16 protein-coding genes are annotated in these 15,589 nt (G+C 68.2%); 4 read left to right on the plus strand and 12 right to left on the minus strand.

The window, feature by feature from the left end; all coding sequences use genetic code 11:
* Positions 1–97 precede the first annotated feature (97 nt).
* Positions 98–2,221 (plus strand): 3-hydroxyacyl-CoA dehydrogenase NAD-binding domain-containing protein, encoded by a 2,124-nt coding sequence (locus E4634_RS09305; RefSeq protein ID WP_135443119.1) that lies wholly within the window; start codon positions 98–100, stop codon positions 2,219–2,221.
* 15 nt (positions 2,222–2,236) lie between these two features.
* A complete protein-coding gene (locus E4634_RS09310) occupies positions 2,237–4,021 on the plus strand; it encodes an acyl-CoA dehydrogenase C-terminal domain-containing protein (protein WP_135443121.1) in 1,785 nt (594 codons plus the stop codon).
* Positions 4,022–4,050: 29 nt separating this feature from the next.
* Here the strand turns inward: E4634_RS09310 and E4634_RS09315 are convergent, their stop codons facing one another.
* The 4 genes from E4634_RS09315 to E4634_RS09330 all read right to left on the minus strand — a co-directional run bounded on the left by E4634_RS09315 (position 4,051) and on the right by E4634_RS09330 (position 8,114).
* On the minus strand, positions 4,051–5,226 hold the full coding sequence (locus E4634_RS09315) for a hydroxymethylglutaryl-CoA reductase (protein ID WP_135443123.1): 1,176 nt from the start codon (positions 5,224–5,226) through the stop codon (positions 4,051–4,053).
* 50 nt (positions 5,227–5,276) lie between these two features.
* Positions 5,277–5,726 carry an acyl-CoA thioesterase gene (locus E4634_RS09320; protein ID WP_135443125.1) on the minus strand — a complete coding sequence of 150 codons (450 nt, stop codon included), beginning with the start codon at positions 5,724–5,726 and terminating at the stop codon, positions 5,277–5,279.
* A gap of 49 nt (positions 5,727–5,775) precedes the next feature.
* On the minus strand, positions 5,776–6,936 hold the full coding sequence (locus tag E4634_RS09325; RefSeq protein ID WP_135443127.1) for an iron-containing alcohol dehydrogenase: 1,161 nt from the start codon (positions 6,934–6,936) through the stop codon (positions 5,776–5,778).
* Positions 6,937–7,046: 110 nt separating this feature from the next.
* On the minus strand, positions 7,047–8,114 hold the full coding sequence (locus tag E4634_RS09330; protein ID WP_135443129.1) for an AraC family transcriptional regulator: 1,068 nt from the start codon (positions 8,112–8,114) through the stop codon (positions 7,047–7,049).
* Between the two features lie 294 nt (positions 8,115–8,408).
* Here E4634_RS09330 and E4634_RS09335 point away from each other — a divergent pair, with 294 nt between their 5' ends.
* Together E4634_RS09335 and E4634_RS09340 are read left to right on the plus strand one after the other, a co-directional pair.
* The gene (locus tag E4634_RS09335; RefSeq protein WP_135443131.1) at positions 8,409–10,712 is read left to right on the plus strand and encodes a TonB-dependent receptor; all 2,304 of its coding nucleotides are present in this window, start codon (positions 8,409–8,411) and stop codon (positions 10,710–10,712) included.
* A 112-nt stretch (positions 10,713–10,824) separates the two neighbouring features.
* Positions 10,825–11,580 carry an SDR family NAD(P)-dependent oxidoreductase gene (locus tag E4634_RS09340; RefSeq protein ID WP_135443133.1) on the plus strand — a complete coding sequence of 252 codons (756 nt, stop codon included), beginning with the start codon at positions 10,825–10,827 and terminating at the stop codon, positions 11,578–11,580.
* A 19-nt stretch (positions 11,581–11,599) separates the two neighbouring features.
* Here the strand turns inward: E4634_RS09340 and E4634_RS09345 are convergent, their stop codons facing one another.
* The 8 genes from E4634_RS09345 to E4634_RS09380 are packed head-to-tail and all read right to left on the minus strand — an operon-like array spanning position 11,600 to position 15,544.
* Positions 11,600–11,929, minus strand: a complete 330-nt coding sequence (locus tag E4634_RS09345) for a hypothetical protein (RefSeq protein WP_135443135.1) — start codon at positions 11,927–11,929, stop codon at positions 11,600–11,602.
* Positions 11,930–11,965: 36 nt separating this feature from the next.
* Positions 11,966–12,553, minus strand: a complete 588-nt coding sequence (locus E4634_RS09350; RefSeq protein WP_135443137.1) for a DUF6940 family protein — start codon at positions 12,551–12,553, stop codon at positions 11,966–11,968.
* On the minus strand, positions 12,546–13,184 hold the full coding sequence (gene tmpT / locus E4634_RS09355; protein WP_135443139.1) for a thiopurine S-methyltransferase: 639 nt from the start codon (positions 13,182–13,184) through the stop codon (positions 12,546–12,548). Before tmpT ends, E4634_RS09350 begins: the two co-directional genes overlap by 8 nt.
* A gap of 50 nt (positions 13,185–13,234) precedes the next feature.
* A complete protein-coding gene (locus E4634_RS09360; protein ID WP_135443141.1) occupies positions 13,235–13,681 on the minus strand; it encodes a YaiI/YqxD family protein in 447 nt (148 codons plus the stop codon).
* A 23-nt stretch (positions 13,682–13,704) separates the two neighbouring features.
* Positions 13,705–14,406 carry an SAM-dependent methyltransferase gene (locus E4634_RS09365; protein WP_135443143.1) on the minus strand — a complete coding sequence of 234 codons (702 nt, stop codon included), beginning with the start codon at positions 14,404–14,406 and terminating at the stop codon, positions 13,705–13,707.
* A gap of 15 nt (positions 14,407–14,421) precedes the next feature.
* Positions 14,422–14,838, minus strand: coding sequence for a GNAT family N-acetyltransferase (locus tag E4634_RS09370; RefSeq protein WP_135443145.1), 417 nt, complete (start codon positions 14,836–14,838; stop codon positions 14,422–14,424).
* Entirely contained in the window at positions 14,835–15,206 is a 372-nt protein-coding gene (locus E4634_RS09375) for a VOC family protein (RefSeq protein ID WP_135443146.1), read from the minus strand. Before E4634_RS09375 ends, E4634_RS09370 begins: the two co-directional genes overlap by 4 nt.
* A gap of 44 nt (positions 15,207–15,250) precedes the next feature.
* Positions 15,251–15,544, minus strand: coding sequence for a putative quinol monooxygenase (locus E4634_RS09380; RefSeq protein WP_135443148.1), 294 nt, complete (start codon positions 15,542–15,544; stop codon positions 15,251–15,253).
* Between the last annotated feature and the right edge of the window lie 45 nt (positions 15,545–15,589).

Below are 15,589 nucleotides of genomic sequence, written 5' to 3' on the forward strand. Positions count from 1 at the left end.
GCGACATCGGCGGGATTGGCAATTGTCCGCCCGCGCAAATGGGCTAGCATTCACCCGGCATAAGTATCACTGCGGCCAGGCCGCCGGGGGTCCGAGCATGGCAACCCATGTGCACTACACGCTGCGCGAGAACACCGCGCTGATTCGCATCGACAACCCGCCGGTCAACGGCCTGGGCCAGGCGGTGCGCGCCGGCCTGCAGGCGGCCTTCCGCCAGGCCGCCGCCGACCCGGCGGTGGAAACCATCGTACTCGCCTCCGCCACCGGCAGTTTCAGCGCCGGCGCCGACATCACCGAGTTCGCCAGCGGCGGTTTCGACGCCGAGCCGGAGCTGCCGGGCCTGCTCACCGAGATCGAGGAGAGCGACAAACTGGTGGTGGCCGCCATCGACGGCGTCGCCCTGGGCGGCGGCCTGGAGCTGGCACTGGCCGCGGACTACCGCATCGCCGCCCCCGGCGCGCGGGTCGGCCTGCCCGAGGTGCAACTGGGGCTGATCCCCGGCGCCGGCGGCACCCAGCGCCTGCCGCGCCTGACCGGTGCCGAGGCTGCGCTGGACATGATCACCTCCGGCAAACCCATCGATGCCGAGCGCGGACTGGCCCTGGGCTGCGTCGACCGCCTGTGCGGCGCCGAGGAGCCCCTGCTGGACGCTGCCATCGCCTACGCGCGCGACCTGCACCGTCACCAGGCGCCGCTGCGCTCCTGCGCACAAATGTCGGTGGACATGCAGTCACTGCCGGAAGATTTCTTCGCCGCGACGCGCAGCCGCATCGCCGCCCGCCAGCGCGGCTTCCTCGCCCCGCTGGCCTGCGTGGATGCAGTGGAAGCCGCCTGTACCCTGCCCCTGGACCAGGGCCTGGCGCGCGAGCGCGAGCTGTTCGCCCGGTGCCTGGCCAGCCCCCAGGCCCGCGCCCAGCAACACCTGTTCTTCGCCGAGCGCGCCGCGGCGCGGGTGCCCGGTGTGCCGCGCGACACCGCCGCGCGCGAGGTGCGCAAGGTTGCGGTGATCGGCGCCGGCACCATGGGCGGCGGTATCGCCATGAACTTCCTCAATGGCGGTATTCCCACCGTGCTGCTGGACCTGGGGGAAGAGTCGCTGCAGCGCGGCGTGGAGATCATCGGCAAGAACTACGCGATCAGCGCCAGCAAGGGGCGCATCAGCGATGTGGATGTGCGTGCGCGGCTGGCACTGCTGCAGCCGACTACCGACTACGCCGACCTCGCCGATGCGGACCTGGTGATCGAGGCGGTGTTCGAGCGCATGGACATCAAGCAGGCCGTGTTCAGGCAACTGGACGCCGTGTGCAAGCCCGGCGCGATCCTCGCCAGCAACACCTCCACCCTGGACGTGGACGCCATCGCCGCGGCCACCGCGCGCCCGGGAGATGTTATCGGCATGCACTTCTTCAGCCCGGCCAACGTGATGCGCCTGCTGGAAGTGGTGCGCGGCCGCGACAGCGCCGCCGACGCCATCGTCACCGCACAGAAGATCGCCCGGCGTATCGGCAAGCTGCCAGTGGTGGTCGGCGTGTGCTTCGGCTTCGTCGGCAACCGCATGCTCGAACCCTATGGTCGCGAGGCCATGCGCCTGGTGCTGGAGGGCGCCAGCCCGGCACAGGTGGACGGTGTGCTCACCGGGTTCGGCCTGGCCATGGGCCTGTGCGCGATGAGCGACCTGGCCGGCATCGACGTCGGCTACCTGACCCGCGAGGGCAACCGCGCCGCCATCGCCCACGATCCCGGTTACGCCATCGTCGCCGACCGCCTGTACCAGGCCGGCCACTACGGCCAGAAAACCGGCTGCGGCTTTTATCGCTACGAAGGCCGCGAGCGCTCGGAGAATCCCGAGGTCGAGAACATCGCCGTGGCCGCGGCGACAGCCCTGGGTATCGCACGCCGGGAAATTTCCGACGAGGAAATCCTCGAGCGCTGCCTGTACCCGCTGATCAACGAGGGTGCGCAGATCCTCGACGAGGGCATCGCCGCCCGCGCCAGCGACTGCGACCTGGTCTACGTCAACGGCTACGGCTTTCCCGCCTGGCGCGGCGGCCCCATGCAGTGGGCCGACGAGATCGGGCTGGACAAGGTGCTGGCCGGGATGCAACGGTACCGTGAACAACTGGGCGAGTACGGCGAGACCTGGTTCCGCCCCGCCCCGCTTCTGCAACGCCTGGCGCAAGCCGGCGAGCGCTTCGCTGATTTCGACGCGCGCAACGCCTGACCCCTGGAGTCGACCATGCCCGAATACAAAGCCCCGCTGCGCGACATGCGCTTCGCCATGTACGAAGTCCTCGACTTCGGCAGCCACTACGCGCAACTGCCCGGCGCCGAGGACGCCACCGAGGACACGGTGCAGGCGATCCTCGAGGAATCCGCCAAGTTCGCCGAGCAGGTGCTGAGCCCGATCAACGCCGAGGGCGACCGCGTCGGCTGCACCTGGGAGGACGGCAGGGTGAGCGTGCCGCCGGTATTCAAGGACGCCTACCGGCAGTTCGTCGACAACGGATGGGCCGGCCTGTCGCAGCCCGCCGAATGGGGCGGCCAGGGCCTTCCGGCGTCGCTGGGCGCGGTGTTCTACGAGATGCTGGGCAGCGCCAACCACGCCTGGAGCATGTACCCGACCCTGACCTGGGGCGCGATCAAGACCGTCAGCGCCCACGCCCCGCGCGAACTGCAGGAGCGCTTCCTGCCGCCGATGGTGTCCGGCGAGTGGTCCGGCACCATGTGCCTGACCGAGCCCCATTGCGGCTCCGACCTCGGCCTGTTGCGCACCCGCGCGCAGGACAACGGCGACGGCACCTGGGCGATCTCCGGCAGCAAGATGTTCATCTCCGCCGGCGACCACGACCTCACCGACAACATCGTGCACATCGTGCTGGCGCGGCTGCCGGACGCCCCCGAGGGGGTCAAGGGCATCTCGCTGTTCATCGTGCCCAAGTTCTGGGTGGAGGACGACGGCAGCGTCGGCGCCGCCAACGGCGTGAGCTGCGGCTCCATCGAGCACAAGATGGGCATCCACGGCAACGCCACCGCGGTGCTCAACTTCGACGCCGCCCGCGGCTACCTGATCAGCCCGCCGCACAAGGGCATGAGCGCCATGTTCACCTTCATCAACGAGTCCCGCCTGGGCGTGGCGCAACAGGGCCAGGGTCACACCGAGGCGTCTTTCCAGGGCGCCCTGCGCTACGCCCGCGAGCGCCTGCAGATGCGCGCGCCGAAACGCGTGCTGCCCGAGCAGCCGGCGGACCCGATCATCGCCCACCCCGACGTGCGCCGCATGCTGCTCACGCAGAAAGCGCTGGCCGAGGGCGGCCGCCTGCTCAACTACCACTGCGCCAAGCTGGTGGATATCGCCCACCACAGCCCGGATACCGGCGCGCGCCACCGCGCGGAAGTGGAACTGGCCCTGCTCACCCCCATCGCCAAGGGCTGTCTCACCGAGTTCTCGCTGGAGGCCACCTCCAACGGCATCCAGGTGCTCGGCGGCCACGGATTCATCAGCGAGTGGGGGATGGAGCAGGAGTACCGCGACACGCGCATCACCGCGATCTACGAGGGCACCAACGGCATCCAGGCGCTGGACCTGCTTGGGCGCAAAATCCTGCCGGACCCGGGCGTGATGCTGCCCTTCGCGGAGCGCGTGCGCGCCTTCTGCGCCGGCGAGCTGCCGGCGGCGGCCGCACCGCTGGCGGCGAGCCTCGGCGAACAACTGGACCTGTGGCTGGCACTGACCGACGAACTGCGCGCCGGCGCAGCGGCGGACCCGGATTCCGTGGGCGCCGCCGCCTACGACTACCTGATGCTGGCGGGCTACACCACCCTCGCCTACTTCTGGGCGGCGAGCGCCGCGGCCGCGGCTCGTGCCCTGGAAGCGGGTAGCGACGAGGGTTTCTACCGCGCCAAGCTGGCCACCGCGCGCTTCTACTTCGAGCGCATGCTGCCGCGCAACCACTGCCTGGCGCAGACCATCCGCAGTGGGGCGGGCAACCTCATGGACGTGGAAGAAGCGTTTCTAGGCTGAACTGGCTCGGCTGAACCGGGCAGTCCACCTCAGGGCCGGTTGCGGCCCAGGCGGTCGTGGCTGCTTACCCACTCCTCGGACACCACCGCCGCGCCCAACGAGATCTCGCCGCACAGCACCGTGGCGGCGATGATCTCCGCCAGCTTCCTCGCCTTGCCGTCGCCGTAGCAGCCCAGCGCCTGCAGGCATTCCTTCTGCGTGGCGAGGCCAGTCCCGCCGCCGTAGGTGGCGACGATCAGCGAGGGCAGGGTCACCGAGTAGTAATAATCGCCGTCGGGCGTCACCTCGACGTAGTTGAGGCTGGCGTGGGACTCCGCCACATTGGCCTCGTCCTGCCCGGTGGCGATGAACACCGCGGCAATGCCGTTGGCCGGGTGCACGCCGTTGTGCACGGCGCCGGCCATCAGGCCGCCCAGTTGCGAGGTCTGGCGCGCGGCGAACATCTGCTCCGGGGTCGCGCGCAGGCGCTCCTCGACCAGCGCGCGCGGCAGGGTGACCTCGGCGATCACCCGCTTGCCGCGGCTGTGCAGGGTGTTCATCTGTGAGTGCTTCTTGTCCGTGTCGATATTGCCCGAGAGCAGGTAGCGCACGAGATTGCCCGTGTAGTTCTGCAGTATCCACTGGCAGGCGGCGTAGGTGGCCTTGCCCGCCATGTTCTGCCCGGCGGCGTCGCCGGTGGTGTAGTTGAAGCGCAGGTAGAGCATGCGGCTGGCGTGGTACTGCTCGATGTTGCGCAGGCGTCCGCTACGCGTGGTGGTCTGCGCCGCGGCGCGGATACCCTCGAGGTTGTCCGCCACCCAGGTGCCGAAGTCCCGCGCATCGCGGGCGTTGGCGAAGATGAACACCGGGGAGCGCTGCATGGCGTCGTCCACCACCGTGGTGGTGATGCCGCCGGCGGCGCGGGTGATGCTCATGCCGCGGCTGTAGCTGGCCACCAGGGTGCCCTCGGTGGTCGCCATGGGCACGTAGAAATCGCCCTGGGCGTGTTCGCCGTTGACCAGCAGCGGGCCGGCGAAACCGACCGGCATCTGCACCACGCCGGTGAAGTTCTCGATATTGCCGGGCAGGATGCCCGGGTCGAAGGAGTACTGCCCGGTGTGCTCCAGGCTGGCGCCGGTGAACTCCTCGACGAAGCGGCGACGCTCTGCCGCTGCCTCCCGGGTATAGTCGTTGTCCGCGGAACGCGGGATTTTTTTACCACTCACAGTCGTGCCCCCTGGTTATCGTTATGTCCTGGCCGCCGGACGGCCGTCTGTCAGTCACCCACCCGCAGCCGTTCCAGGCCCTCGCGCAGGCGGCCCTCGATGGGCGTGGGCCGCTCGTTGTCGCGGTCGACGAACACGTGGGTGAAGGTGCCATGCGCGCTGGCCTGCTGGCTGCCCGCGTGAAAGATCGCAATGCCGTACTGCACCGACGAAGTGCCGATACGGTTGACGCGCAAGCCCCCTTCCAGGTGCTGCGGAAAGGCCAGCGCGCTCTTGTAGTGGCACTCGGAATGCACCACGTAGCCGACGCTGCCGCCACCGTGGATATCCAGCCCGCACTCGCGGATGAGGAAGGTGTTGGCGACGGTGTCGAAGTAGGAGTAGTAGGTGACGTTGTTGATATGCCCGTAGACATCGTTGTCCATCCAGCGCGTGTTCAGCGCCAGGTACCAGCGGTAGTTTTCGCGCAGGCCCGGATCGGGCAGTGAATTTTCGGTCATGGCGGAACGGCTCCCTCGCGCGGTGGATGACGTGGCGGCGGGCTTCACCCTAGTGGTACGCGGCGCGGTAGATGGCGAGGGCGTCGGACTCGGCTACCGTGCGCGGGTTGTTGACCAGCAGGCGCTGCTGCTGCATCGCCTCGGCCGCCAGCAGCGGCAGGTCCGCCGCCGGCACCCCGGCGGCGGACAGCGTGGCCGGCAGGCCGAGGTCGGCGATCAGCGCGCGGAAGTAGGCCTCGAGTTGCGCGGCGCGGCCCTGTTCCGTCGCGGCGAGGTCCTGTTCAGGCACCAGTATTGCCGCGAGCTCGGCGTAGTCTGTTTGTGCCGCGGCGCTGTTGAAGCGCAACACCTCGGGCAGCACCAGCGAATTACTCAGCCCGTGCGGAATATGGTACTGGCCGCCCAGGGGATAGGCCAGCGCGTGCACCGCCGCCACCGGCGCATTGGCGAAGGCCTGCCCGGCGAGGCAGGCGCCGAGCAGCATGGCCTGGCGCGCGGCGAGGTCGGCGCCGTTCGCCACCGCGGTGCGGATACTGCCGCCGAGCAGGCGCAGGGCCTCGCGCGCCAGCAGGTCGCTGTAGGGATTCTTGCGCAGCGCGCTGGTGTAGGCCTCCACCGCGTGCACCATGGCGTCGACACCGGTCATCGCAGTGATCGCCGGCGGCAGGCCGAGGGTGAGTTCGGCGTCGAGCAGGGCGACGTCCGGGTACAGGTGGCTGGAGACCACGCCGGTCTTGGTCGTCTCGCCGGTGGTGACGATGGCCACGGCGGTGACTTCCGAGCCGGTGCCCGCCGTGGTCGGCACCAGCACCAGCGGCAGGCGCGGACCGCTGGCGACCTCCACCCCGTACACCTCGGCGAGCGCCTGGCCGGAGCCGGCCAGCAGGGCGACCAGCTTGGCGGTGTCCAGCGAACTGCCGCCGCCGACCCCGACCACGCCATCGACCTGCGCCGCCGTAGCGCTCTCCAGCGCCGCAAGCACCGTGGCCTCGGGTGGGTCGGCGACGACCCCGGCGAAAACTGCCGCGTGCATGCCGGCCTCGCGCAACAACCCGGCCACGCGATCCAGCAGGCCGAGATCGGCAATGCCGCGGTCGCTGACCAGCAGCGGGCGGCGGATTCCCGCGCTTGCACAGATTTCCGCAATACGCTGCAGCCCGCCGCTCTCGCAGACAATGGATTTGCTGGTAGTGAAAGTGAAATTCTGCATTCGCCGGTGGACCCGCGCCTGTTATCCCACCGGATTCTAGACCAGCATGCGTCCGGCACAATGGCGATTCCCGCCAATCACACTGACGATTAAGCTCCCGCCAGTCCTGCCTAGGGCAGTTGCAGCGGTGTGCGCGCGCCCTGGTCCGCGGCGCGATACTGGCCCGGGGTGATGCCCGTCCACTTCTTGAAGGCGCGGAAGAATACGCTGACCTCATCGAAGCCCAGGCGCTCGGCGATCTCGCGGTTGCTGATGCCGGAGCAGGCCAGGTAGTGCAGCGCCGCCTCCATGCGGCACTCGTCCTTGAGACGCTGGAAGGAGCTGCCCTCCATCTGCAAATGGCGGCGCAGGGTGGTCACGGACATGTTGAGCCGCTGCGCGATCTGGTCCGCGCACAGCGTGGTATCGCCGAGGTTCTGGTTGAGCAGCGCCTTGACCCGCGCCTGGGTGGACTGGCTGCGCTCGACGTTGATGACCAGGCCATAGGGCGCCGTGCGCAGGAACTCCTCCATGCTCTCCTCGTTCTGCACCACCGGGAAGTCCAGGTAGCTGGCGGGAAACTCGAGGCCGTTGAAGGGCGCGTCGAAGACCAGTTCGCCGCAGGTGAACTGGGCCATCTCCCAGTGCTGTTCCGGGCGCGGAAAGGTGAACACGCTGCGGTTGGTTTTCAGCTCGCTGCCGATCAGCCAGCTCCAGTGGCGCTGCCAGGCGGCCAGCGTGGTGCGGATCACCGCCGGCGAGGCGCTGCGCACGGCGGCCTCGAATTCGCTCTCGCGATCGCGCTTGAGCGGTGCGAGCTGTACCCGGGCGGTGTCACCCTCCTCCTGCAGCAGCACGCTGATCTGGAAGCCGCGGCACACCCGGCCGAAATCCCAGGCCCGCTGCAGCGCCTGGCGCAGGTCCCGCGAGTGCACCATGAGCAGGGACAGCAGGCGGAACGAACCCGGCGGGATGCGCCCGCCGCTGAGCATGCCGAACCACTCGTCGGACATCACGGCCATGGCGTGGCGGTACAGCTCGCCGTAGCGCGAGGCGGAAAAATAGCGCTGCCCGTCGATCTCGTCGCGGTCGATGCCGGCATCGCGCAGCAGCCGCCCGGTGTCGTAGCCGCGCTCGGCGACCATTGCCAGCAGGGTGGAAAGATAACTGGTGGGTATGGTGATTTCTTCGCTGGTCATCCGCCGTGTGCTTCCGACTGGCCCTGTTTTTATTGTTGCCGCGCGCAACCAATTGCAAGCTCAGCGCGACCCTGAGGGGGAATGATGCACCGCCCGCGCGCCGAAGTACATGGCGTAAAAACACGGCGCTTTTGGTAAGTCAGTATGGCGGGAATTGTTATTTTACGCCTTTTACCTTTGGGCTACGCTGCCAGCCAGCTCGGGTTCCAGATGCACCGCAATGCGTGTAACTGCCCGTGACTGCACCAACAAAATCATGTCATTCCCGGCGAATAATAATAGGGGGAAGCAGCGATGCGACCGATCAAGCAGCAAGCGGTATCAGGCCCGGCGCGGGCATTCCACGGGCGCCTTGCGCTGGCACTGGCGGTGAGCCTGGCCGCCGGGCACGCGGGGGTCGCAGTGGCCCAGGGCGCCCGGCCGGGGGTCAACCAGGTCCTCCTCGAAGAAGTCATTGTCACTGCGCGCAAGCGCGAGGAAAGCGTGCAGGCGGTGCCCCTGTCGGTCTCCGCCTACAGCGGCGACCAGCTCGACGCGCTCAAGGTCCGCGACCTGCAGAGCCTGTCGGTGGGCATGCCCAACGTCGCCCTGGATGACGCCGCCACCGCGCGCGGCTACGCCAACTTCGCCATTCGCGGCCTGGGTATCAATAGCTCGATCGTCTCCATCGACCCGACCGTCGGCGTCTTCGTCGACGGCGTCTACCTCGGCCTGCCCGCGGGCACCGTGTTCGACGTGTTCGACCTGGAGCGCATCGAAGTGCTGCGCGGCCCCCAGGGCACCCTGTTCGGCCGCAACGTGACCGGCGGCGCGGTACTGATCAGCACGCGCAAGCCCGGCGAGGAACTGGAGGCGAGCGTGCGCGCTGCGATCGACGGCGGCGACCAGGGCGGGCTGAACAAGTACCTGATGGGCACCATCGGCGGTCCCATCACCGACACCCTGGGCGGCAAGTTCACCGCCTACTACAACGATGACGACGGCTGGTTCGAGAACGAGTTCACCGGCGACGACTTCGGCGCGGTGGAGCAGACCATGTTCCGCGGCGTCGGCGTGTGGTCGCCGGGCGAGCGCACCGAATTGATCCTGCGCTGGGAGCACGCGGAGAACGACAGCGACGGCCCCGCCAGCCAGAACCACGTCAACGGCTCCGGCGTGCCCGGCGCCTTCGCCACCTTCGACCGCGACAGCCACGACCTGTCCATCGACGAAGAGGGCTACTACAACACCGAAACCGATTTCGTCACCCTGGAATTCAACCAGGATGTCGCCTTCGGCGACGGCACCATCACCAACATCTTCGGCTGGCGCAACTACGAGGCCGAGAGCCGCGGCGATATCGACTCGCAACCGGTGTGGCTGTTCCACTCCGGCACCTGGACCGAAGCCGAGCAGTTCAGCAACGAACTGCGCTACTCCGGCACCTTCGCCGACCGCGCCGCGGTGACCACCGGCCTGTACTATTTCACCAACGACATCGACTACCACGAGCGCCGCGAACTGCTGGGCATCGCCACCGGCGGCATTGCCCCGGCGGCAATCTTTGACGGCGGCGGCTACTACAGCGTCGACACCTATGCCGCCTTCGGCGCCCTGGACTACAACCTCACCGATTCACTGATTCTCAACCTCGGCCTGCGCTACACCTACGAGGAGAAAGAGGCGGAGGTCGCCTCCCTCAGCCAGAACATCTCCCAGGGCGGTGCACCCACCTGCAACCTGGTGAGCCCGGCGCCCGGCGAGGCCACCTGTACGCCCGACTTCATCGACGACGAGGACTGGTCGAGCTGGTCGCCCAAGGTGGGCATGACCTACGAGCTGTCCGACAACTCGCGCGTCTACGGCCACTGGACCCGCGGCTTCCGCTCCGGCGGTTACAACCTGCGCAACACCTCCTTCGACCCGGCGGATGTGCCCGGACCCTTCGACGAGGAAACCGTGGACAACTTCGAGCTGGGCTACAAGTCCGAGTGGGACCGCGGCCGCCTGAACCTGGCGCTGTTCTACAACGAGGTCGAGGATATGCAGCGCGAGCTGAACTTCGCCGGTCCGATCGGCGTCATCCAGCTGGTGCGCAACACCGCCGACGCCGAGATCCTCGGCGTGGAAGTCGACGGCGCGTTCTCCATCACCGACACCCTGCTGCTCACCGGTTCCGTGGGCTGGATCGACGCCAGCTACAGCGACGTGAGCGCCGACCTCAACCGCGACGGCGTGATCGACGGCGCCGACAAGGCCCTGGACCTGCCGCGCGCCGCGGAGTGGACGTACAGCATCGGCCTCAACCACGAGCTGGCGCTGGGCGACTGGGGCTACCTTGCCTCGCGGCTGAGCTACGCCTACCGCGACGACTCCGCCTACACCGACGACAACCTCGGCTACCTGCTGGACCAGGAGATCCTCGACGCGGGCATCGACTTCCATTCCGCGAACGGCAACTGGACCGTCGGCATCTACGGCAACAACCTGCTCGACGACGTCAAGCACGGCGGCGACACCCAACTGCCGGACACCATCTCCGGTGTACCCGCCGGCGGCACCTTCGCACCGCTGGCCAAAGGCCGCTACTATGGTGTGCAGGTGACCTGGAACCTCTGAGTGCTGTGACCGCGCGCCGTGCCAGCGGCCGCGTTTCGTGCGGGCCGGATGTGGGATCGGGTCCGCACCTTTTTTCCTTTGCTGATTGAACCAACCACCCCGAGGTACCCCCATGCCCAGTGACAATTTCCGGGATCGCACAGTGCTGCTCACCGGCGCTGCCGGCGGCTTCGGCACCCTGCTCGCCGGCCACCTCGCCGACGCCGGCGCCAGGCTGCTGCTCAGCGACCTCGCCCCGCAGCCGCTGGAGGCCCTGGCGCAGGACCTGCGCCAGCGCGGCGCGCAGGTAGTGGCGGTGCCCGCCGACGTGTGCAGCGAGCAGTCCATGGCGGAGCTGGTCAGCGCGGCGGTGGAAGCGTTTGGCGCACTGGACATCGCGGTGAACAACGCCGGCATGTCGGCGCCGATGAAGCCCTTCATCGAAACCACCGAAGCGGACCTCGACAGGAATTACGCGGTGAATGCCAAGGGCGTGTTCTTTGGCATGAAGTACCAGATTCGCCAGATGCTGACGCAGGAAGGGGGCACTATTCTCAACGTCGCCTCGAAGGCGGGCATCGGCGGCGCCCCCAACCTCGCCGCCTATTGCGCGGCCAAGCATGCGGTGGTCGGGCTCACCCGCACCGCGGCGCTGGAATACGCCAGGCACAATATCCGCGTCAATGCGATCTGCCCCTACTTCAGCCCCACGCCGCTGCTCACCACGGGCACCGACGAGGCCCTGCTCGCACAGCTGGCGAAACGCTCACCGATGAAACGCCTGGGGGAACCGGAGGAGATGGTGCAGGCCATGCTCATGCTGATCGCACCGGAGAACAGCTACCTCACCGGCCAGGCCATCGCCGTGGATGGTGGCGCCTCGGCCTGAACGTCGCGCCGGCCGCGGTCTAGGGCGTTTTGCGCAGCCTCAGGCGCTTGAGGCCCTCCGCCTTCCAGTACACCGCGCAGGTGTTGAGGCTCTCGGCCTCCACCTCGAGGTCGTGGATATAGGCGTGCATGAGCAGGTCGAACAGCGCCTCGCCGCCGGGGGCGGAGAGATCGATGGCGTACATGCCGTATTCGTTACAGCGGCTCGCGCCCTTCAATTCGCCGGAAAGCGAGAACAGCACCGCCCGCGACACGGTCATGGCCTCGATCGCAGTGACCCGGCCGGACCAGTCGGCGGCCTGGGCCAGGGGTGCCCAGAGGGCGAGAACAACCAGGTAGCGACGCAACATGCAAACCTCCGAAGATCGGTGACGCCCGCGCAGGACTCAGTGCGCGCTGCGGTAGGCGGCGTGACCATAGTACTTGGGCGTGTCGTCGAGGCGCACGTGCACCCAGGCCACGCCGCCGCCGGCGGTGCTCAGCCAGCGCGGCCGCGCGTCCAGTTCGGCGGCCACGACGCGCCCCACCGCCGCCCACAGGGCGTGCACCTGGCGGGCCGGCGCGCCGCGCACGAAGGCGGCGAGGTGGGGGTAGCAATGCGCCGGGCCGCGCGGGCTGGGCACCACGAGTTGCGCATCGCCGCCGAGGTTGGCGAACTGCACGATGCCCGGGGTGTCCTCCCCGGCCTCGAAGTAAGCGGCAAAGGTCGCCCGGTCCGGGGCGACGTCCAGCCACGGTGAGTCGAGCAACACGTACTCGAACTCGCGCGCGGCCAGCGAGCGGCTCAGCGCCGGTGTCTCCCAGCGAAAGGCGGCAAAGGGCGATGCCTCCAGGCTGTCGATGAACGCGCCGCGAAAGGACTCATCCTCCTGCCAGGCGGCCAGGGCCGCGGCGAAACCCAGCGGCGCACCGTCCCGGGTGACCCGGTAGCGGTGGCAGCGCGCATCGAGGGTTTCGCGGGTGATGTCATACATCAGCCAGCAGCCAGACGTGCTCCTGTGCCGGGTACTTGCCCTTGAGTCCGCCGGGCACCGGCTCGGCCACCAGGCGGGTGAGGCGGTAGTGCGCGGCGTAGTGGCGCTCCACCTCGGCATCGGTGACCGAGAACGGCGGGCCGTCCGCCAGCGACTGGTCGTACACGTAGGCGATGAGCAACTGCCGCACCCCGCCGCTGACCGCGCGCAGGTGCGCGGTATAGCGCTCGCGCATCGGCGCCGGCAGCGCTACCAGGGCGGCGCGGTCGTACACCGCATCCACCGGACCCACGGCGCTGGCGCTGGTGGCAAAGAAATCGCCAACCAGGATATCGAGACCCTCGACACTGTAGCGTTTCAGACCGCCCTCCTCGCTAACCTGCGGCTCGACACCCAGTTCCGCGAACAACTGGCGCACCGCGTCCTCCACCAGTTCCACGCCGATCACGCTGAAGCCGCGCGACAACAGCCAGGCGATGTCGCGGGTCTTGCCGCACAGCGGCAGCAGAAGGCGCGCGCCGGCGGCCAGGCCGAGCGCGTCGATATGACGCGCCAGCATCGGGTTGACGTCATCCAGGTGAAAGCCGATCTCGCCAGTGTGCCACTTGGTCTTCCAGAATTCCGCCTGCATATCGAGTTCCCGTCAGTGTCTGCCTGTGTGTGAAGTTGCGCGGCCGCGTGTCACTTGCGCTGCGCCAGAATACGGTCGAGGTGATTGGCGAAGTTCTGCCGGTCCGCGGGGCCCAGCGCCGGCGGCCCACCGGACTCGATACCGCTGGCGCGCATGGTATCGAGAAAATCGCGCATGTTGAGCCGGCCGCGGATGTTGTCCGCGGTAAAGCGCTCGCCGCGCGGGCTGAGCGCCATGGCCCCCTTGGCGATGACATCGGAGGCCAGGGGGATGTCCGCGGTAATCACCAGGTCGCCGGCGGCGACCCGCGCCACGATCTCGTCATCGGCGCTGTCGAAGCCCGCCGCCACCTGTACAAAGCGCACCAGCGGCGTGGGCGGCACGCGCAGGGTGTGGTTGGCCACCAGGGTTACCGGCACCTGCGTGCGCTGTGCCGCGCGAAAGAGTATTTCCTTGATGACTACCGGGCAGGCATCGGCGTCCACCCAGATCTGCATGGTCTGTTCCGCCACTGGGAACCTCAGGATTGTGTAAACAGGTAAAAACCGAAACCCATGGTAGAGCAGCCATACGCCCGGTAGAAGTGGTTCCACTGCCGCACGCGGTCGCGCCTGGCCACAGCTGCCTCGTCCTGCGGCGCGGCCCGGGCCGCGCGTTCGGCGCGCAGCCGGAAACACCACTCGAAGTGATCCCACTCCTCGCGCGTGCTGGTCGCGGCATACAGGGGCACCAACCCGGCGGCCTCGGCCTGCTGCAGATTCTCCTCGTGGCTGTTGTACACCCCCACTGGCTCGCCGATGAAGTCCAGGTACGCTTGCTCCGGATCGCGCTGCCAGTAGCCCTCGCCCAACAGCAGCTGGCCGCCTGGGCGCAGCATGCGAGGCATCGCCGCAAGAGCGCCCGCGAAGGCCTGCCGGCCAGAACCGAAGGCGTGGGTCGAGCCAATGCAGATGGCGAGGTCTAACTCCGCAGCGACCGGCAGCTTGCCCGCGTCCCCCACCTCGAAGCGCGGACCAGCGTCCCCCGAGACCGCCGAGGCGCGCGCTATCGCCGCGTCATCAAGGTCGATGCCGAGGCAGTCGCCGCCCCAGCGCGCGTGCACACGGCGCAAGAACTCGCCATCGCCGCAGCCGATGTCCAGCACGCGACTGCCCGGCGCCAGGTCGAGTACCTCGACCAGGGCGCGGGCTTTCTCCTCACCCAGCGGGCAATTGAACAACATTCGCGGATATTCTCGTCATTGCGGCAATCGCGCATCGCGTTCCAGCACCCAGCAGCGCGGGTTGTTCTGCATGCCCAGCTGCGCATAGTAGGTATTGGCCGCCGGGGCGGCAATCAGGATCAGCTTGCCGTGCGGGCCGAGCTGCTCCTGGGTCAGGGCCTGCAGGCGCCGGCCGATACCGCGGCCCTGGCAGCGCGCATCCACCGCGAGGTCCGACAGGTAGCAGGCATAATGGAAGTCGGTCACCGAGCGGGCGATACCCACCAGTTCCTCGCCTTCCCAGGCGCTGACGGTCAGGTTGGCGTGGTCCAGCATGCCCTGGATGCAGGCCAGGTCATCCACCGGCCGGCGTTGCGCCAGTGTCGATGCGCGCAGTACCGCGACGAACTGCGCGGCGCTCACCGGCGCGTTGACGCGGTAGTCGATGTTCACGCGCCGTCTTCCGGCTGCCACAGTTCGATCGGGTTGCCCTCGGGGTCGTGCAGGCGCGCGAAGCGGCCATTGGGATAGGCCTCCGGGTCCACCTCGACCTCGACGCCCGCGGCGCGCAACTGCTCCACCATGGCGTCCAGGTTGGCGACCCGGAAGTTGATCATCCAGGCCTGCTCGGGCCGGCCGAAATAGCCGGTGTCCTGGCTGAAGGGCGCGAAGGCCGTCGGCCCCGCGGCCTGCATCCACGGCAGTTCTTCGTAGCTGTCCGGCACGGGCTTGATGCCCAGGTGCTGTGCATACCACTTGGCGAGCGCGGCGGGGTCGCGCGCGCGAAAAAACATGCCGCCGATACCTGTGACTTTTTCCATGGGTCTCTCCCGATTCAGTTTGCGTTGTGCGGCGAGGCATCCGCTCAAAGGCTGTCGGGCAGGGGGCGCGTCTCGAAGCGCTCGCCGAAGCCTGCGATCAGGCCCTCCCCGCGCGCCTCGCCGATAGCGGCCTGTACCTGCGGCAGCTGCAGCGAGGCCTGGTGCTCCTCCCGGCTCGCCCAGACCTCGGTCACCCACAGGGCGAGCTCATCGGCCTCGTCCAGGGCGACCACGTAAGCGAGGTTGCCGGGCATATCCCGCGAACCCGCCACCAGGACCTGCGCCAGGCGCTCCCGGTTACCCGGGGTGGCGAGCAGTTTGCCTAAGATTCCGTACATGATCCCTCCAATAATAGCGTCGCGTGTAAAGTGCGAATAGACATG

This window comes from Mangrovimicrobium sediminis (genome assembly GCF_004745945.1).
Taxonomy (GTDB): Bacteria; Pseudomonadota; Gammaproteobacteria; order Pseudomonadales; family Halieaceae; genus Mangrovimicrobium; species Mangrovimicrobium sediminis.